Below are 18,411 nucleotides of genomic sequence, written 5' to 3' on the forward strand. Positions count from 1 at the left end.
CAGTCCTACTGGTAGCCCTTCGGGAAGGGGTTCGGCTCGATGAGCGCGGGGCTCTCGTAGACGATCTCGAACTGGCCGCTCGGCAGAGCCTTTGCGACGCGGGTCTTCGACCAGAGATGGTGGTTCGGGTGGATCTTGACGTAGCCCTCGGGGGCTTCCTTGAACTCGATGTCGGCGGAGGCCGCGACCACCTTGTCGACGTCGAAGGAGCCGGCCTTCTCACAGGCCATCTTCCACAGGAACGGGCCGAGATAGGCGGCCTGGGTCACGTCGCCGATCACGGTCTTCTCGCCCCACATCTTGTGGAAGGCGGCGACGAACTTCTCGTTGTTGGCGTTCTTGAGCGACTGGAAGTACTTCATGCAGGAATAGGCGCCCGCGATGTTGTCGCCGCCGATGCCGTCGATCTCGTCTTCCGTCACGGAGATGGTCAGCAGGGTCTGCTTGTTGAGGTCGATACCGGCCGCCTTGAGCTGCTTGTAGAACGCCACGTTCGAGCCGCCGACGACGTCGGTGAAGATCACGTCGGGCTTGGTCAGCTTGATCTTGTTGATGACCGAGTTGAACTGGGTGTGGCCCAGCGGGAAATATTCCTCGCCGACGACCTTGGTCTTCAGCACGTTCTCGATGTGCTTGCGGGCGATCTTGTTCGAGGTGCGCGGCCAGATGTAGTCCGAGCCGATGAAGAAGAACGTCTTGGCGCCCTTCTCCTTGGTCACCCAGTTGAGCGATTCGAGGATCTGCTGCGTGGCTTCCTGGCCGGTATAGATGACGTTCTTGGACTGCTCCAGGCCCTCGTAGAAGGTCGGGTAATAGAGCAGGCCGTTATACTGTTCGAACACCGGCAGCGCGGCCTTGCGCGAGGCGGAGGTCCAGCAGCCCATCACGGCGGCGCAATGGTCGTTGACGAGGAGCTTCTTGGCCTTCTCGGCGAAGGTCGGCCAGTCGGAGGCGCCGTCCTCTTGGATCACCTTGATCTTGCGGCCCAGCACGCCGCCGGCCTCGTTGATCTGCGCGATGGCGAGCTTCTCCGCCTGGATCGATCCGGTCTCGGAGATCGCCATCGTGCCGGTGGCGGAATGGAGGATGCCGACGGTGACTTCGGTGTCGGTCACCGCGAGGCCGGTGGTGTTCACCGCCGAGGTCGGAGGAGCCGCAGCGAAGGCGCTGCGCGGCATCATGGCCATGGCCGGAATGCTCGCCAGACCCATGAGAAGTTTGCGACGGAGGGCCGAGTGCGGTCCGTGCTCGTTGTCGGCTGCCATCCTGCGTGAACCCCTTCCAGGAAATGTCCCGCCGGCTCCTGCATAAGGCGGGCCGTTGCGGATGGCGGAAGCTAGGCGTGATGGCGCGGCGCAGCATATACGCTGTTTTGCGTAGGAAGAGAGGTTGTGCGCCCCGCCTCTCGCCCCCTTCAGAGAATCGTCTTCCCTGTGCGGGGCATGCCTTCCCGATGGAGCAGGGCCTCGACGCGGCTCTCCTGGTGTACCAATGTCTCCCGGCCCCGCGGCACGGGGATTGCTGATCGACCGCCGTTTACCCGTGACCGCATGCGGGCCGGCTCCTCCCACACGTGACGCTGACCGGGCAGACTGAACGACCCCATGAGCGGCCGCCAGCAGATTCCCCCGATCCGGCGAGCCTATAACCGCTTCGTCGCGGACGAGACCCTCGAAGATTACGCCCTTCGCTTCACCGCCAAGAAGGCGCGGCGCTGGTCGAGCCTGCGGGTGGCGCAGACGGCGCTGGGGTCGCTCTCGTTCCTGGCGCTGGAGGCGATCGGCGGCACCCTGGTCCTGGCCACGGGCTTCACCAATACGGCGGCGGCGGTGCTGTTCGTGGGCGTGCTGATCTTCGCCACCGCCGTGCCGATCAGCCTCTACGCCGCCCGCTACGGCGTCGACATCGATCTCCTCACACGCGGGGCCGGCTTCGGCTATCTCGGCTCCACCATCACCTCGCTGATCTATGCGAGCTTCACCTTCCTGTTCTTCGCCATCGAGGCGTCGATCATGGCGCTGGCGCTGCAACTCTGCCTCGGCCTGCCGCTCTGGATCGGTTATATCGTCAGCGCGGTCGTGGTGATCCCCCTCGTTATCTACGGGATCAGCCTGATCAGCCGGTTCCAGATCTGGACCCAGCCGCTCTGGATCGGGCTCAATCTCCTGCCCCTCGGCTTCATCGCGTGGAAGAGCGGCCCCGCCTTCGGTGACCTCCTGTCCTATCCAGGGGCGTCGGAAGCCGTCGGCTCGATCTCCACATTCATGGGTTACCCGATCTCGGGCTTCGACCTCGCCCAGTTCGGCCTCGCCTCCGGCATCCTCCTCGCGCTGTTGGCGCAGATCGGCGAGCAGGTGGATTTCCTCCGCTTCGTCCCGCCGGCCGAGACGTCCGAATCGGGGAGCAATCCGCGCTGGTGGCTCGCCGTGCTCGGGGCCGGCGCGGGCTGGATCCTGCCCGGCATGTTCAAGATCATGCTCGGCGCCTTCCTGGCGGTGCTGGCCCTTGGGCAGGGCGTGCCCTACGATCAGGCGGCCGAGCCGACGCAGATGTATGTGGTCGCCTTCGGCTACGTGATGCCGTCGCGGGAGGGGGCGGTGCTCCTCACCGGCCTGTTCGTGGTGATCTCGCAGCTCAAGATCAACGTCACCAACGCCTATGCCGGCTCCATCGCCTGGTCGAACTTCTTCTCCCGCCTGACCCACAGCCATCCCGGCCGCGTGGTCTGGCTCGTCTTCAACGTCGCCATCGCGCTCCTGCTGATGGAGCTCGGCATCGACAAGACCCTCGCCAGCACGCTCTCGCTCTATGCGGTGGTGGTCTCGGCCTGGGTCGGCGCGCTCTCGGCGGATCTGGCCATCAACAAGCCCCTCGGCCTGTCGCCGCCGGGGATCGAGTTCAAGCGCGCGCATCTCTACGCCGTGAACCCGGTCGGCACCGGAGCGTCCGCGCTGGCGCTGGTGGTGGGCTCCCTCGCTTATGTGGGCCTGCTTGGGGGCGGGCTCCAGAATTTCGCGCCGCTGCTCGCCCTCGTCACAGCCTTCGCCGCCGCACCCGCCATCGCCTACGCCACCGGCGGCCGGTACTACCTCGCCAGGCCCGCCACCGCCGAATGGGGCGGGCGCGCGGAGATCCAGTGCACCGTCTGCGAGCATCCGTTCGAGGGCGAGGACATGGCCCATTGCCCGGCCTATGCCGGGCCGATCTGCTCGCTCTGCTGCTCCCTCGACGCCCGCTGCGGCGACCTGTGCAAGCCGCATGGCCGCCTGGAGGCGCAGGCCCAGGGCGTGCTGTCCCGGATCATGCCCGAGAAGACCGCCGCCTGGATCGGGGCGCCCCTCGGCCGCTACCTCGCCCTCATGCTGACCCTGGTCTCGGTGATCGGGCTCATTCTCGGCATCGTCCATGGTGGGATCTCGACGACGCAGCCGGAGCATCGCGAGACCTTGCGCGCTGCGCTGACCAGCGTGTTCTTCATCCTCGTGGTTATCCTCGGCATCGTCGCCTGGCTGTTCGTGCTCGCCCAGGAGAGCCGCCGCGTGGCGCAGGAGGAGACCACCCGCCAGACCGCCCTCTACGAGGCCGAGATCGAGGCCCACAAGATCACCGATGCCAAGCTGCAGCAGGCCAAGGAGACGGCCGAGGCCGCCAACCTCGCCAAGAGCCGCTACGTGGTGGGCATGAGCCACGAACTCCGCACGCCGCTCAACGCCGTCCTCGGCTACGCGCAGCTGCTGGAGGGGGACGACGACATCCCGGCTCCACGCCGCAACGGCATCCGCGTCATCCGGCGCAGCGCCCAGCACCTGTCGGGCCTGATCGACGGCCTCCTCGACATTTCGCGCATGGAGGCGGGGCGCCTCCAGATCCACCGCAACGAGTTCCGCCTCGCCGAATTCCTGGACCAGATCGTCGACATGGTCCGGCTCCAGGCCAACGCCGCCGGCCTCGAATTCCGGTTCTCGCGCCCGCCCGTGCTGCCGGCCGTGGTGGCGGCGGACGAGAAGCGCCTGCGCCAGATCCTGCTCAACCTCCTCTCCAACGCGATCAAGTTCACGGAAACCGGTTGGGTCTCCCTGGAGATGACGTATCGCAGCCAGGTCGCGGTGTTCTCGATCCGCGATAGCGGCCTCGGCATTCCCGAGGGCGACCTGCAGCGGATCTTCGGACCCTTCGAGCGCGGCTCGCTGCCCGCCGCCCGCAACACGCCGGGAACCGGGCTCGGGCTCACCATCGCGCATCTCCTCGCCCAGGTGATGGGCGGCGAGGTCAGCGTGGAGAGCGAAGTCGGCCGTGGCACCTGCTTCAGCCTCCGGCTCATGCTGGCCTCGGTGCACCGCCCGGCCGGTCCCAAGCCCGCCGAACCGTCCGAGCGCGCCGCCGGCAGCCGGCGGGAGAGGCCGGTCCATGTCGGGCCGCCGCGCGTGGTGCTGGTGGCCGACGACGATGCCGCGCATCGCGCCCTCATGCGCGAGGTGCTCGAACCGCTCGGCCTCGTCGTGCTGGAATCCCCCGACGGGCCGCATTGCCTGAACCTGGCGATGGAGCGGCGGCCCGACATCATCCTCCTCGACATCGCCATGCCGGGGATGAGCGGCTGGGCCGTGGCCAAGGCCCTGCGCGATGCCGGGCTCTCCTCCCGCATCGCCATCATGTCCGCCAACGTCCACGAGATCAGCCCGATCCGGGGTGACGACGCCCCGCATGACGAGATCATCCCGAAGCCCTTCGACCTGCGCGATTTCCTGGAGCGGATCGACCGGCTGCTGGCGCTGGGCCAGCCCGCCCCGCCCGCGCCCGCCATGGTGGAGGCTCCGCCCCGGAGCGGACAAGGCGGCGAATCCCTGCGCCAGGACCACATCGCCGAGCTGATCCGCCTCGGCCGGATCGGCCATGTCCGCGGTATCGAGGCCAAGCTGACGGAGCTCGAAGGCCAGTCGGCCATGCCCGCCGAGATCGCCGCGCAGATGCGCGGGCTCGTCGCCTCCTACGACCTCCGGCGCTACGTGCGCGTCCTCGAAGGGATGCGCGATGGCTGAGACGCAGCGCGACATCGTCCTCGTCGTCGACGATTCCCCCGAGACCCTGAGCTTCCTCACCGAGGCGATCGAGCGCTCCGGCGCCACCGTGCTGGTGGCGGTGGCCGGCGACCTCGCCTTGGCGCTGGTGGAGGAGATCACCCCCGACATCATCCTGCTCGATGCGATGATGCCCGGCATGGACGGGTTCGAGACCTGCCGCCGCCTGAAGGCACGCAGCGACCTCGCCCTCGTGCCGGTGATCTTCATGACCGGCCTGTCCGAGACCGAGCATATCGTGAAGGGCCTGGAGGCGGGCGGCAGCGACTACGTCACCAAGCCGATCGCCCCCGACGAGATCCTGGCCCGCATCCGCGTACATCTGGCGAGCGCGCGGGCCGCGCAGAGCGCGCGTGCCGCCCTCGACACGACCGGCCGCACGCTCTTCGCCGTGGATCGCCAGGGCACCGTCCTGTGGAGCACGCCGCAGGCCGCCCGCGTGCTGGCCAAGCTCGGCGACGGGGGCTCGTGCCTGCCCGAGGCCGGCCGTGCCTGGCTCGCCGAACAGCTGAAAGGCGGCAACGCGGCCTCCGTCACGCTGCCGGATACGGAGGGCGCAGCCCATAGCCTCAGCCTCATCGGCACCACCGGCGACGAGGTGCTGCTGCGCCTCTCCCGCGATGCTTCCGCCAGCGGCATCGAGCGCCTGCGCGCCAACCTGCCGATCACCGCCCGCGAGGCCGACGTGCTGTTCTGGCTGTCGCGGGGCAAGGCGAGCCGCGATATCGGCGACATCCTCGGCCTGTCACCGCGCACGGTGACGAAGCATCTGGAGAGCATCTACGCCAAGCTCGGCGTCGAGAACCGCACCGCCGCCTCGATGATCGCCTCCCGCTACATCGACGATCAGGCCTGATTTCAGCCTGTTGCCGCCGTCCTCGCGGATCGCGGTGGCGTCTCGGCGACGATGTGGAACGCTGCCGGGCGACGGAACAGGAAGACGAAGGGCGTGTGGCGCACCACCCGCTCGATGGCGAGGGGGACGAGCACGGCGACGAGGGTCACGACGAGGCTGGCCAGCCCGATATCGGCGATGGCGCCGGTCTTCACGATGAGCGTCCGGGTCGCCGCCATGGGCAGGAAGAACGCGAGGTAGATGACGATCGAGCGCTCGCCGCAGGCTCTGAGCGCCGCCGTCACCGGCCCCCCGGCGAGGGTGAGCAATGCGCCGACGGCCACGATGGCGAGCGCCCCGGCCCCGCCGAGGGCGAGGCTGACGAGGGGCAGGCTGGCCAGGGTCGGAAAGGTCTCGTGGCCTGTAGCGGTGAAGGCGAAGAGGCCGTTCACCAATGCCCAGGCCGCGAGGCCGCCGAGGGCGGCACGGGGGTGGCGACGGACGAGGTCGGCGAACCGGAAGATCCGGGCCGCGAACAGGTAGCCGGCGACAAACCAGACGTAGCGGCCGCAGAATTCGGTGACGAGATCCGAATATCCGTCGAGGGGAAGGCTCTGGAGCAGGGCCGCCCCGCCGAGAAGGAGCGCCGGATGCAGGCGGCGCAGGAGCTTCGTCAGCACCGAGAAGACGGCGAGCAGATAGATGAACCAGAGGGTCGAATAGGGCTCCACCAGAGCGTGCGCGAGATGGGCGAGGAAGGCCCCCGGCCCGCCGCCGTCGACGATCTGGCCGTATTTCACCGTCGACTGGATCAGCACCCAGAGCAGGTAGAAATAGGCGAAGTGGACGACCCGCCGGTCGGCGAAGAGACGCCAGTCCCGGTCGATCACGCGGCCGACGAACAGGCCCGACAGCAGGAAGAAATCGGGAATCCGGAACGGCTTGGCGAAGGCGACGACGGTATGGAGGAAGCCCTCGCCACCCATGTCCATGCCGGTGCCGAGGGTCGAGTGCATCATCACCACGAGGATGATGCACAGGCCCTTGGCGACGTCGACCCAGGCGAGTCTCAAGGCCTCCTCGGCGCCGGGGCCTGGGATCTGGGTCGCTGGGGCCAAAGCTGCACTCCGTCGAAATCCGGGAACGAGCATGGCCGATCCGGAATCAAGGCCGGCTGCCTGTGATGCAGCTTTCCTTGATCGATGCCGAAGGCCCGGTCAACGCGAAGGCTCGGATCGCAAAGCGGTCCACAATGGCCGTTTCGCATCGCGATGGCCTCGATGTCATGGCGGAATGTCAAGTATTCGCATAATCTATTGCGCTTCGCCGGTGGCGAATCGAAAGACATGGGAGGGATTCGTGAAACTATGCGTTCCCGCCGCAGCGTGGTGCTTCGTCGCCTCGTCTGCCGTCGCGCTCGAAGCGCACGACATTCATGGAACGTGGCGCCTCGCGAGCGCCACCCGCAAGATCGTCGACACCAACGAGACGCTCGATGCTTATGGCGGACCCCGCCCCAGCGGTTGGCTCACCTATGGCAAGGACGGGCGCATGATGGTCATCTGCGCCTTCGAGGGCCGCACGAAACCCATCGCCAACGACAAGATGACCGACGAAGATCGTATCCACCTGCACAAGACGTTCTTCGCTTATGCCGGCACGTACACGCTCGATGGACAAAGGATCACGCACGCGATCGACACGTCGTGGAACGAAGCGTGGAGCGGAACCTCGCAGGTCAGGGATGTGGAACTGAAGGATGGCAAGATCATCCTGACGACCCCTCCCTTCAAGTTCAACGTCGACGGCAAGACGAGCATTCTCACCCTCGTCTGGGAGCGGTACAATCGATGATCACCCCGTCCTGGGCAGGTTCGGGGGCGGGGCTCGCCGAGCCCCGCCCGGTTCTACGGCGTCAGAAGTCGAGGGAGGCGGACAGGATGAAGGTCCGGGGCGATGCGACGGTCACGAAGGTGCCGGTCGTGAGCCAATAGCGGTTGTCGGCCACGTTCTCGACATTGAACCGCAAGGTGATCGGCCTGTCATAGACCAGCGTCGCGTAGCGAAAGCCGAGATCGACCCGCGTCCAGTCGGGGAAGCGCAAGGTGTTGGCGTCGGTGAGGTATGCGCCGGACGTGTAGATCACCCGACCGTTGAGGGAGAGGCCCGGCACCCAGGGCGTATCCCATTCGAGGCCGGCGGAGACGGTGAGATCGGACACGCCGGCGGCGTCGTTCCCCCGCCGCAGGGGATCGATCGGCTTGGTCAGTTCGGGGCGAAGGAAGGTCGCGCTCGCGAACCCGCGCAGGTTGGGTGCGATGGCACCGTAGGCCGACAGTTCCAGGCCCTGGTTGCGTTGCTCGCCATTGTAGGCCTGGGCACCGGAGGCGGTCTGGACCAGATCGGGCCGGCTGATCTGGAAGAGGGCGGCCGTCGTCGTGATGGTCCCCCAATCGACCTTGATCCCGACTTCCTGCTGATCCGACTGGTAGGGGCTGAGGATCGCGCCCGTATTGCTGAAGCCGGGACCGACGATGGTGCCCGTCGTCAACCCTTCCGCGTAGTTCGCGTAGAGGGAAACGTTCTGCCAGGGCTTGATGACGATGCCGGCGAGGGGCGATGTGGCATCGGCATCGTATTCGCTCGTCCGTGCCTGGGTCACGGTGTCGAAGCTCTTCTGGTTCACCATCTGGTAGCGGACGCCCGCGGTGAGCAGCAGAGAATCGTCGAGGACCGACATCGTGTCGACGACGGCCACGCTCGTCAGCGAGGTATCTGCATAGCGTTGGGGATTGAGGCGCGCCCCGGTGACCACGGGAAGCGGCGCCGGCCGGTAGATGTTCGACGGCACCGATTCACCGGGTGTGTTCGACACATAGGCGAAGCCGTCCTCCCGATTGAACCCGGTGAAGACGAGGTTCAGCGAGTGGTTGATGAACCCCGTGTCGAACCGGGCCTTCACGCCGGCATTGCCGCTGATCGTGCTGCTCTCGGAATCGTAGAAGGCGTTGATGAGCCGGAAGTTGCCGAGAGCATCGACTCCGTTCGAGTACCCGAAGACGCGCGTATCCGGGAAGGTCTGCTGATTGGAGCCCGCGCGATAGCCGATCCCGCCATAGGCGGTCAGCCAATCCGTCAGGTCGTATTCCACGAAGGAGGCGACGGTGTTGTCGCGTTGCTTGAGCTGCGTCCCCGGAAACCAGTTGCCTCTTGCATCGGGCGGCCTGGGAATGAAGGGGATATCCGATTGCAGACTCAGCTGGGGCCGGAAGTTCTTGGTGTCTTCGTTCTGCGAGATGACATCGAGGGCCCAGCGCAGGCGTTCGCCGCGATAGTCGAGCGAGAGGGCGCCGATGCCGCTCTGCAGGTTGCCGTTGTCGATCGAGGCCTCGCCGGTCCGGCCCAGGCCGTTGAAGCGGATGCCCCATTCCTTGTTCTCGCCGGCGCGGGTACCGGCATCGACATGGACGCCGAAATTGCCGTCGCTGATGAATTGCGGCGTGACGCGCACGAAGGGGATATCGAGCGCGCGCTTGGTCACGATGTTGATGCTGCCGCCGACGCTCCCGCCCGGCGGGATGCCGTACATGAAGGCGCCGGGCCCTTTGAGCAGCTCGATGCGCTCGATGTATTGCGCCGCCACGCGGTTGGAGGGGACCAGTCCGTACAGGCCATTCAGGCCCACATCCTGTGACTGAACGGGAAAGCCGCGGATCTGGAACGTATCGTCGAACCCGTTGCTGCCCGTCGTCAGGCGCACCGAGGAATCGTTGATGAGCGTATCGGCGACGGTGCGCGCCTGCTGATCCTGGATCACCTGCTGGGTGAAGTTGACGGTGCTGAAGGGCGTGTTCAGCACATCCCTGGTGCCGAGGATCCCGAGGGACCCGCCGCGCGCCACCTGACCGCCGGCATAGGGGGGCGGCAGGTCTCCCAGGCGCCCCGACCCCGAACTACCCCGGCCCGCGGCGCCGGACGAGGCCTCCACCGAAAGCTCGTCCAGCCGCACCGCGGTCTGCGCCCATGCGCTCGAGGATGATCCCATCCAAGCGAGACCGAGCGAAGCGGCGCCGATTGCGGAGTAACTCAGGGTTGTTGCCAGTGTCGAGACGCGCTTACGCACCGTTGCATTCCTGCTTTTGCGACAGGCACGCGAGCTTTCGGCTCGGAGCCAGCGCATTGAAGATTCAAAAATTTGGGGGAACGACTTTGTGTATACGCAAGCGAATAATTTATTACATGAAACCGAGCAAGGACTTGGGAATCGTTGCTAAGGCTGCGTGCTTCCGAAGCAACAAAAACGAATTGTTCTAAAGAAAAACAGCCGACTTTACGGAGCGGCGACCACCCGCCCGACGACCGTGCGGGGGCGACCATCGAGGCGGATGGCGGGGCATCAGGAAACCTTGCGGCGCGAAAGCTTGCGCGCCCGCGTCATCCGCGTCGCGGCGTAGAAATCGTCCGGCTTGGTCCGCACCCAGGCGAGGAAGCCGCTGATCTCGGGATCGGCCCGCAGAACCTCGATATCGGCGAGGCGGCGGGCGATCTCGGCCTCGCTGTAGCGGGCGTGGATCGCGGAATGGCAGATCTGGTGCAGGCGGACGGTGCCGGCCTTGGCGCCGCCCTTCAGCTTGGGCGTGAGGTGGTGCAGGCTCGATTTGGCGCGCGGCGGGATCGGCCGTTCGCAGAGCGGGCAGATCGTGGGGCCGGACGAGCGGTTCCCGGTCTCCTCGTCCTCCCGCCATTGCCGGGCGCGTCGTCCCAAATTCCCGTCTCCCATCCTGCCGGTATCAACGCGGCATTGCCGGAATGGGCTCGGCACTCCTGACGGGACGGAACGTCGCTTCCGCCTCCGCGTCGCGTTGGCCGAGGAGCGAGACGTGATCGCCCGGCACGGCGACGAAGCGCGCCCTGGTCCCGGCGAGGGCCGCGAGGTCGCGCCCATGCGCCACGGGAATCACGGGGTCGCCGGTGCCGTGGACGATGAGGATGCGCCCCGCCGCCTCGCCGATGCGGCGATCCGAGCGCCAGGTATCGCGCAGGAGCAGCCGGGGCAGCAGCGGGAAGTGTTCGCCGACGAGGCGGGTGAGGGAGACGAACGGGGCTTCGAGATAGAGGCCGAGATGCGGCTCGCGTGCGGCCACGGCCACGGCCACCGCCGCCCCCATGGAATGGCCGTGAAGCAGGATCGGTGCGTCCGGGGCGCGGTCACGAACGAGGCGGTAGGCCGCCAGCCCGTCCTCAATGAGGCCGGCTTCGTTCGGTGAGCCGGTCGAGCCCGGATAGCCGCGATAGGCGATGGCGAGGGTGCCCCAGCCGGCGGCGCGCCAGACCCCGTTCGAGAACCGCGCGGCATGCGGCTCGGGCAGCGAGCCGTTGCCGTGGAAGGTCAGCACCACGCCGCGTCCGGGTTCCGGTGCCCGCCACAGGCCGTAGAGGCGGTGGCCGTCGGCCGTATTCAGCGTGATCGCCTCCGTCCCGGCCGGCACCCCGCGCTCGCCCTCGCCGAAACCGCTCCCGAAAGCGCCGGGATAGATGAGATGACGCTGGAACAGGAACAGGGCGCCGAGGACCGAGGCCGAGAGCCCGAGGGCGAGGAGCAGGATGACGCGGAGCAGGGTCATGCGTGACGGGCTTGGCTCATGGAAGAGTGGTCGAGAAGGGCGGTCGGTGACGGTGCGCTGTTGAGACCACCACTTTATCGTGTCATGCGCACGAAGCTCCCGCGATGCGACGGTGCCTCGCGCGGGGTTACGTGCGTAACGAAGGCCGGGATCTTCACCGGCCGCCGCCCGTCCGTCGGTCACAGATTCCATCGGGGGTGAGATGTCGTCAGAGCTTCCGCCAAGCCAGGTTCGCGCCGCCACCCTTCCGGTCGGCCCCAGTGCGAACTTCCTGCTGATCGCCCTGATCTTCCTTGGGACCGGCCTCGCCATCGGCACCGGCGCCGTGGCGGGCTCGGGTGTGGCGTTCGTCTTCGTGATGGCCGGCTGGCTGCTCAGCCTGTGCCTGCACGAATTCGGCCATGCCTTCGTCGCCTGGAAAGGAGGCGATACGGACATCCCGCAGAGCGGCTACCTCACCCTGGACCCGCGTCTCTACTCCGACCCGCTCTCCTCCATCGTCCTGCCGCTGCTGTTCACGATCCTCGGGGGGATCGGATTTCCCGGCGGGCGCGTGTTCGTGAACACCCATCTCCTGTCCAGCAAGCTCTGGATCTCGGCAGTCTCGGCGGCCGGCCCGGCGATGAACGGCCTCGTCCTCCTCGCGCTGGCCGTGCTCTATTCCCTCACGGGCGAGGAATCCGACACGCTGCGGGCGGTTCTCGCCGTCTCCGCCCTGTTCCAGGGCACCGCCATCATCCTCAACCTGCTGCCGCTTCCGGGCCTCGACGGCTACGGCATCCTTCAGCCCTGGCTGCCCGAGCCGGTACGGCGCTTCGCCGATCCGCTGGCGGGACATGTCAGCCTGATCCTGGCGGGTCTCTTCCTGTTCTCCGGCGCCTTCGGCCCGGTGGTGTTCCGGGTAAGCCTCCTCCTCATCGGCCTTCTCGGCATCGAGATCGTGGACGCGCGGGACGGCTACGGCCTGATCCGTCTCTGGTAAGGTGTCCGCGCCCGGCCTATGAGGCAGGGAGGGCGGTACGGCCCACGGAGACGGCTATGGCCCTGAAGACGACGTTCGTGGTCCAGACCTTCGTGATCAAGCGCAAGCGCCTCGTGCCCGGTGACCGCGAGGTGGCACCCACGGAGAGCGGCGCCCTGAAGAAGGCGGAGGCCATGTCTGGCCGCCTGCCCGGCACCGCTGCCCTGAAGGTGGTCGCCGACGACGAGACCGGCGAGCTCGAAAGCGCGACGATCCTCGGCCAGTTCGGCGAGGTGCCAGACGATTTCGCCGAGAGTCTTACTGGGGGCTGAGAGTCTCGCCGGGGGCTGAGAGCCTCACCGGCGGCTGACGCGAGCGCGCGCGTGAAAACCGCGCAGGCCGGCGCTGCCGGCAACGCATTCCCGACTCATGCGTAGGTTTGGAGATTTTCCAACCCCTGCAGTGACCGGGAGAACGCGCCGATGAAACATAAACCCCTGCGCGAGCAGGTGATCGTGATCACGGGGGCATCGAGCGGCATCGGCCTCGCCACGGCCCGCATGGCCTCGGCGCGGGGCGCCCGCGTCGTCCTCGCCGCACGGAGCGCGGACGTCCTCGCACGCCTTCGCGAGGAGTTCGGTGGCGCCGGCCGTGCCGCCTCCGTCGTGGCGGATGTGGGACGCCGCGAGGATGTCCAGGCCATCGCCGACACCGCCATCGCGACCTTCGGCGGTTTCGACACCTGGGTGAACGTCGCCGGCCTCACCGTCTACGGGCCGCTCTCGGAGATCGCCCAGGAAGACCATGAGCGGCTCATCCGGACCAACCTCTGGGGCACGGTGAACGGGTCCCTGATCGCGGTCGAGCACCTGCGCCGGCGCGGGGGCGCGCTCATCAATGTGGGCAGCATCGCCTCCGACCTCGCCTTCCCGTTCCAGGGCCTCTACGCGACCTCGAAACACGCGGTGAAGGGCTTCACCGACACGCTGCGCATGGAGTTGATCGCCGAGGACGCGCCGGTCTCCGTCACGCTGATCAAGCCGGCCTCGATCGACACGCCACTCCCCGACCGGGCCCGCAACTACATGGACCGGCGGCCGGCTTTGCCTCCGCCCATCTATCCGCCGGAGGAGGTCGCCAACGCGATCCTTCACGCGGCGGAGCATGGCCAGCGCGACATCATCGTCGGCGGCGGCGGCAAGCTGTTCGTCATGGGCAAGGAATTCGCCCCCGGCGCCTACGACCGGCTGGCCTCCTCCATCATCGCGCTCCAGAAGCGCTCGGAGCCGGCGGAGCAATCCGAGGGTGCTCTGCACGCTCCGCGCGGCGCGGGCGAGGTGAGGGGCGCGCCGCCCTATCCCGTCATGCGGACGAGCACCTATACCCGGGCGACCCTGCATCCCCTCGTGGCCATGGGCACCGTGGCGGGCCTCGCCGCCACCGCCGCCGTGATCCTCGGCCGCAAGTCTTTGCCCGGAAGACGATACTGAGGTGGCGTTGAGGATCGATGCCGAACCAAGCCGCGATGCAGCTCTCCTCGAAGCGTCTCCCCCTCCGGTGATGCGATGGGGGGCTGTGCCGCCACGCCGCTTCCTCGACATCCCGGACGGGCCGAGGATCGCCTATGTGGAAGCGGGGTCGGGGCCGGACCTCATCCTCGTCCACGGCGCGGTGATGACCCTGGACGACATGTGGCTCGGGCCCATGGAAGTGTTGTCGCGGCACTTCCGCGTGGTCGCCATCGATCGGCCCGGCCATGGTGAGAGCGAGCATGTCCGCCTGAGCGACGCGTCGCTCTGGCGGCAGGCCGATATCCTGCGGGAGGTCTCGCGCGCCCTGCAGCTGACCCGACCGATCCTGGTCGGCCATTCCTTCGGCGGCGCGGTCTGTCTCGCCTTCGGCATGGCCTATCCCGACGAGACGGGCGGCGTGGTCGCCATCTCGCCGATCTGCTTTCCCGAATTGCGCCTCGAACAGATCCTGTTCGGGCCGCGCGCCAGCCCGATGGGCGGTGAGGCGCTGTCGCGGATGCTGTCGGGCAGCGACGCGATGCTGATGCCGTTGCTGTGGCGGGCCATGTTCCTGCCGCAGCGGATGCCGGAGCGTTTCGCCGCCGAATTCCCCTTCCGGCTCGCCGGCCAGCACCGCCGCCTCGTCGCCGATGGCGAGAACGCCAATCTGCTGTGGGGGGATCTGTCCCGCAGCGCGATCAGTTACGCGACCTGCCGCGTGCCCGTCGCCATCCTGTGCGGCAGCGCCGACATCGTCACGAACCCGCTGGTCCATGGGCGTCAGGCCGCGCGCCTGATTCCGGGCGCGACCTTTCGCTGGCTGCATGGGCTCGGCCACATGCTGCACCATTTCGAGGTCGACGCGGTGATGGACGCGGCGCTGGACATCGAGCGCAGGCGGAGAGACGCGACGTGACCGGTGCCGCTGGGGAGCGTTACTCGCTCATCGATGCCCCGTCGCAACCGCCGCCCGGTCGAGGGCGTCGAGGTACGGCGCGGCGGCTTTCTCCGCCGCCGCCTCGATGGCACGGTAATCGCGGACCAGAGCCGTTCCGAAGGCCGTGAGCCGTGCGCCGCCGCCGCTCCTGCCGCCGATCTGCGCTTCGACCACCGGTCGGCCGAAACCGGTGTTCAAGGCTTCGATCAGCGTCCAGGCGCGCCTGTAGGACATGCCGATGGCCCGTCCCGCCGCGGAGATCGAGCCGTGCTCGGCGACCATTTCGAGCAGGCGGACCTTGCCGGGGCCGAGGCGGTTCCCGGGGCCGAGATCGATCCGGATGCTCAATGTCGCCATCTATCTGCCCCTCGCCGGCCCACGCCCTGGAACCGTTCCGGTGAGGATCGACGATAGGCCAGGCGGTCGGGCGATCAATCCTTGAGCAACCGATATATCCGAATGTATATAGCGCTTGGCCGGGACTTCCGTCGATGACGGGGTCGGGCGAGGATGGGGCGGGGTGGCACAGGGCCGCTTCGGCCAGCAGATCGCGGAGATACGAGCATGTTCACCTGCACCGGCTACGCATCCACCAGCGCGGAAGCGCCGCTCTCGCCCTTCACCTTTGAGCGTCGCGACCCCGGCGCCTCCGATATCGAGATCGAGATCCTGTATTGCGGCGTCTGCCACTCGGACCTGCACACCGCCCGCAACGAATGGGGCGGCACGCTCTACCCCTGCGTTCCCGGCCACGAGATCGTCGGCAGGGTGACGCGGGTCGGCGCGGATGTCTCGGCGTTCAAGGCGGGCGACCTCGCCGGCGTCGGCTGCATGGTCGCCTCCTGTCGCGAGTGCGACAGCTGCAGAGAGGGCCTGGAGCAGTATTGCGTGCCCGGCTTCACCGGCACCTATAACGGTCCCGAGCCGCAGACCGGCGGTCACACGTTCGGCGGTTATTCGAGCCATATCGTGGTCGACAGCCACTTCGTCCTGCACATCCCCGAAAACCTGGATCTCGCCGCCGTCGCCCCGCTCCTCTGCGCGGGCATCACCACCTATTCGCCCCTGCGCCACTGGGGCGTGAAGGCCGGGCAGAAGGTCGGCGTCGTGGGGCTCGGCGGCCTCGGCCATATGGGCGTCAAGCTCGCCCATGCCATGGGCGCGCATGTGGTCCTGTTCACCACCTCGCCCGGCAAGGAGGCCGATGCGAGGCGGCTCGGCGCCTCCGAGGTGGTGATCTCGAAGGATCCCGGCGCCATGGCGGCGCAGGGCGAGACCTTCGACTTCATCCTCGACACCGTGGCGGCCGACCACGACATCAACGCCTATCTCGGCCTGCTCAAGCGCGAGGGCACCCTCGTGCAGGTGGGCGCACCGGAAAAGCCCCTCGCCGTCAACGCCTTCAGCGTGATCTGGCGGCGCCGCAACTTCTCCGGTTCGCTCATCGGCGGCATCGCCGAGACGCAGGAGATGCTGGATTTCTGCGCCGAGCACGGCATTACCTCGGACATCGAGATCATTCCCATCGACCAGATCGAGACGGCCTATGGCCGCATGCTCAAGAGCGACGTGAAATACCGCTTCGTCATCGACATGGCGTCGCTGCCGAAAGCCGCCTGACGACCCGTCCCTGCCTGTTTTCGGGAAGCTCCCCTCCATGCGCCACGCCTTCCGTGCCCTCGTGCTCGCCGGCCTCGTCGTTCTGGCGCCTGCCGCCAGGGCGGCCGAGACGGCCACGGTCTTCGCCGCCGCGAGCCTGAAGAACGCCCTCGACAATGCCGGCAAGGCCTTTACCGCCAGGAGCGGCGTCGCGATGAAGGCGAGCTACGCCGCGTCCTCGGCCCTGGCGCGGCAGATCGAATCCGGTGCGCCGGCCGATCTGTTCGCCTCGGCGGATCTCGAATGGATGGACTACCTCGCAAAGAAGAACCTCATCCGTCCCGAGACCCGCGTGAACCTGCTCGGCAACCGCATCGTCGTCATCGCGCCGAAGGACGCCGCGACCGCCGACCTGCCGTTCACCGCCGAGGGCTTTTCCGCCGCACTCGGACCCGAGGGGCGTCTCGCCACCGGCGAGGTCAATTCGGTGCCCATCGGCAAATACGCGAAAGCCGCTTTCGAGAAGCTCGGCCTGTGGGGAGGACTGCAGCCGCGCCTCGCCCAGGCCGACAACGTGCGAGCCGCATTGCTCCTGGTCTCGCGCGGTGAAGCGCCGCTGGGCGTGGTCTACGAGAGCGACGCCAGATCCGATCCGGGCGTGAAGATCGTGGGCGTGTTTCCGCCGGACAGCCATCCACCGGTCGTGTACCCCTTCGCCGTCACGGCCGAAGCCAAGGGGGAGGGGGCGGCGAAATTCCTCGCCTTCCTGAACAGCGCCGAGGCGAGGCCGTTCTTCGAGGCGCAGGGCTTCACGCTCCTCGGCCCCAACGCAGCAAAACCATAGGAAACGTCATGAAGATCAGCGCGCGCAACACGCTCAAGGGCAAGATCGTCGCCGTCGAGAAGGGCGCCACCACCGCCCATGTGAAGATCGAGATCGCCGACGGCACCGTCGTCACCGCCTCGATCACCAACGAGTCGGTGGATGCGCTCGGCCTCACCGTGGGCGGCGAGGCCTATGCCGTCGTCAAATCCTCCGACGTGATGATCGCCGTCGACTGAACGAGCCGACCCGCCTCATCCTGGCCGGCACCTTCGGTCCGCAGGGAGAGGCGGTCCCCCGCAGGGGAGGGGAGGTGAGAGGGGAGGTGACGCCGTGGCCCTGAACTTCACCCGGATGGGACCTTCCACCTGGGTCGCACGGATCGACCATATCACCCTCTACCTCGGCGACGAGAACGGCGAGGTGAGCCACGTCCAGGCTGGCCTGGCGATTAAGGTCGCCGCCTCGCTCCCGGCCGTGCGGGACGCGGCCTCGGCCTATCTGGACCTGTTCGTGGACAGGACGAAAGCCTGCGGCCTCGCAGACGAGCCGTGGTGGCTCGACGAGATCGAGTTTCGTGACCCCGCCGGGGAGGGCGGTGCCGCCTACGCGTTCCACTTCACCCTGGACGGCGACGATGGCGGGTTGTGGGCGGTCGAGATGCGGGCCTTCGAGGACGAGCACCGCCCTTTCCGGTTCGAGCGACGCCAGGGGTGAAGGGCGAGCCGGATTGGCAGTAGGGAGTCCATCGACGGTCCGCGCCGTCTTGGCATTACCCGCGCATCGGCGGTGGTAGGCGGGCTCATGCTGGGTTTGAACGGTCTCTTCTTTCTCTCACCCTCGCCGCCGAAGACTTTGTGTCGATCCACCTCGAAAATCGAAATTCCATTTCGTTGACAGGGACGGTCCGTGCCTCATGATACGGATGTCATCTTGAGCAGTCGCCGAGCGGCATAGTCGAAGGCCGGAATAGACTTTATCTTAGACGGAACTGTAGTTCCGATCATTCCGGTCGATGCCGGGATCACGCCGCTTCTGCGAAG

17 protein-coding genes are annotated in these 18,411 nt (G+C 67.3%); 11 read left to right on the forward strand and 6 right to left on the reverse strand.

Going from position 1 to position 18,411, the window contains the following annotated elements; translation table 11 throughout:
• Window positions 1–5 precede the first annotated feature (5 nt).
• Window positions 6–1,265: an urea ABC transporter substrate-binding protein gene (gene urtA, locus IPV08_RS23340; protein ID WP_207414122.1), complete on the reverse strand. Its 1,260-nt coding sequence runs from the start codon at window positions 1,263–1,265 to the stop codon at window positions 6–8.
• Window positions 1,266–1,604: 339 nt separating this feature from the next.
• Between urtA and IPV08_RS23345 the strand changes: the two genes are divergently transcribed.
• Both IPV08_RS23345 and IPV08_RS23350 read left to right on the forward strand, forming a co-directional pair.
• The gene (locus IPV08_RS23345) at window positions 1,605–5,039 is read left to right on the forward strand and encodes an ATP-binding protein (RefSeq protein ID WP_207414124.1); all 3,435 of its coding nucleotides are present in this window, start codon (window positions 1,605–1,607) and stop codon (window positions 5,037–5,039) included.
• Window positions 5,032–5,934, forward strand: a complete 903-nt coding sequence (locus IPV08_RS23350; RefSeq protein ID WP_207414126.1) for a DNA-binding response regulator — start codon at window positions 5,032–5,034, stop codon at window positions 5,932–5,934. Before IPV08_RS23345 ends, IPV08_RS23350 begins: the two co-directional genes overlap by 8 nt.
• Window positions 5,935–5,936: 2 nt before the next feature.
• Here the strand turns inward: IPV08_RS23350 and IPV08_RS23355 are convergent, their stop codons facing one another.
• The gene (locus IPV08_RS23355; RefSeq protein WP_207414128.1) at window positions 5,937–7,031 is read right to left on the reverse strand and encodes an acyltransferase family protein; all 1,095 of its coding nucleotides are present in this window, start codon (window positions 7,029–7,031) and stop codon (window positions 5,937–5,939) included.
• Window positions 7,032–7,272: 241 nt separating this feature from the next.
• Here IPV08_RS23355 and IPV08_RS23360 point away from each other — a divergent pair, with 241 nt between their 5' ends.
• Entirely contained in the window at window positions 7,273–7,767 is a 495-nt protein-coding gene (locus tag IPV08_RS23360; RefSeq protein WP_348646185.1) for a lipocalin-like domain-containing protein, read from the forward strand.
• Window positions 7,768–7,828: 61 nt separating this feature from the next.
• Here the strand turns inward: IPV08_RS23360 and IPV08_RS23365 are convergent, their stop codons facing one another.
• From IPV08_RS23365 to IPV08_RS23375, 3 genes are all read right to left on the reverse strand, one after another.
• Window positions 7,829–9,958 carry a TonB-dependent siderophore receptor gene (locus tag IPV08_RS23365; RefSeq protein ID WP_207414130.1) on the reverse strand — a complete coding sequence of 710 codons (2,130 nt, stop codon included), beginning with the start codon at window positions 9,956–9,958 and terminating at the stop codon, window positions 7,829–7,831.
• A gap of 351 nt (window positions 9,959–10,309) precedes the next feature.
• Window positions 10,310–10,693, reverse strand: coding sequence for a restriction endonuclease (locus IPV08_RS23370; RefSeq protein WP_207414132.1), 384 nt, complete (start codon window positions 10,691–10,693; stop codon window positions 10,310–10,312).
• Window positions 10,694–10,703: 10 nt separating this feature from the next.
• Window positions 10,704–11,537, reverse strand: a complete 834-nt coding sequence (locus IPV08_RS23375) for an alpha/beta hydrolase (RefSeq protein ID WP_207414134.1) — start codon at window positions 11,535–11,537, stop codon at window positions 10,704–10,706.
• Between the two features lie 202 nt (window positions 11,538–11,739).
• On the opposite strand from IPV08_RS23375, the gene IPV08_RS23380 reads away from it, so the two are divergent.
• From IPV08_RS23380 to IPV08_RS23395, 4 genes are all read left to right on the forward strand, one after another.
• A complete protein-coding gene (locus IPV08_RS23380; RefSeq protein ID WP_207414136.1) occupies window positions 11,740–12,519 on the forward strand; it encodes a site-2 protease family protein in 780 nt (259 codons plus the stop codon).
• A gap of 56 nt (window positions 12,520–12,575) precedes the next feature.
• A complete protein-coding gene (locus IPV08_RS23385) occupies window positions 12,576–12,830 on the forward strand; it encodes a hypothetical protein (protein ID WP_018041714.1) in 255 nt (84 codons plus the stop codon).
• A 150-nt stretch (window positions 12,831–12,980) separates the two neighbouring features.
• Window positions 12,981–13,988 (forward strand): SDR family oxidoreductase, encoded by a 1,008-nt coding sequence (locus IPV08_RS23390; RefSeq protein WP_207414138.1) that lies wholly within the window; start codon window positions 12,981–12,983, stop codon window positions 13,986–13,988.
• A gap of 1 nt (window position 13,989) precedes the next feature.
• Complete coding sequence (locus IPV08_RS23395) at window positions 13,990–14,925, forward strand: alpha/beta hydrolase (protein ID WP_348646186.1); 936 nt, start codon at window positions 13,990–13,992, stop codon at window positions 14,923–14,925.
• Between the two features lie 27 nt (window positions 14,926–14,952).
• Here IPV08_RS23395 and IPV08_RS23400 read toward each other — a convergent pair whose 3' ends face one another.
• Complete coding sequence (locus tag IPV08_RS23400) at window positions 14,953–15,303, reverse strand: winged helix-turn-helix domain-containing protein (RefSeq protein WP_207414140.1); 351 nt, start codon at window positions 15,301–15,303, stop codon at window positions 14,953–14,955.
• 207 nt (window positions 15,304–15,510) lie between these two features.
• On the opposite strand from IPV08_RS23400, the gene IPV08_RS23405 reads away from it, so the two are divergent.
• The 4 genes from IPV08_RS23405 to IPV08_RS23420 all read left to right on the forward strand — a co-directional run bounded on the left by IPV08_RS23405 (window position 15,511) and on the right by IPV08_RS23420 (window position 18,085).
• Window positions 15,511–16,566 (forward strand): NAD(P)-dependent alcohol dehydrogenase, encoded by a 1,056-nt coding sequence (locus IPV08_RS23405; RefSeq protein ID WP_207414142.1) that lies wholly within the window; start codon window positions 15,511–15,513, stop codon window positions 16,564–16,566.
• Window positions 16,567–16,603: 37 nt separating this feature from the next.
• On the forward strand, window positions 16,604–17,389 hold the full coding sequence (gene modA, locus IPV08_RS23410; protein ID WP_207414144.1) for a molybdate ABC transporter substrate-binding protein: 786 nt from the start codon (window positions 16,604–16,606) through the stop codon (window positions 17,387–17,389).
• 8 nt (window positions 17,390–17,397) lie between these two features.
• Window positions 17,398–17,607, forward strand: coding sequence for a molybdopterin-binding protein (locus IPV08_RS23415; protein WP_018041720.1), 210 nt, complete (start codon window positions 17,398–17,400; stop codon window positions 17,605–17,607).
• A gap of 94 nt (window positions 17,608–17,701) precedes the next feature.
• Complete coding sequence (locus IPV08_RS23420) at window positions 17,702–18,085, forward strand: hypothetical protein (RefSeq protein ID WP_207414147.1); 384 nt, start codon at window positions 17,702–17,704, stop codon at window positions 18,083–18,085.
• The last annotated feature ends 326 nt before the right edge of the window (window positions 18,086–18,411 follow it).

The organism is Methylobacterium sp. SD274 (assembly GCF_017355285.1).
GTDB lineage: Bacteria > Pseudomonadota > Alphaproteobacteria > Rhizobiales > Beijerinckiaceae > Methylobacterium.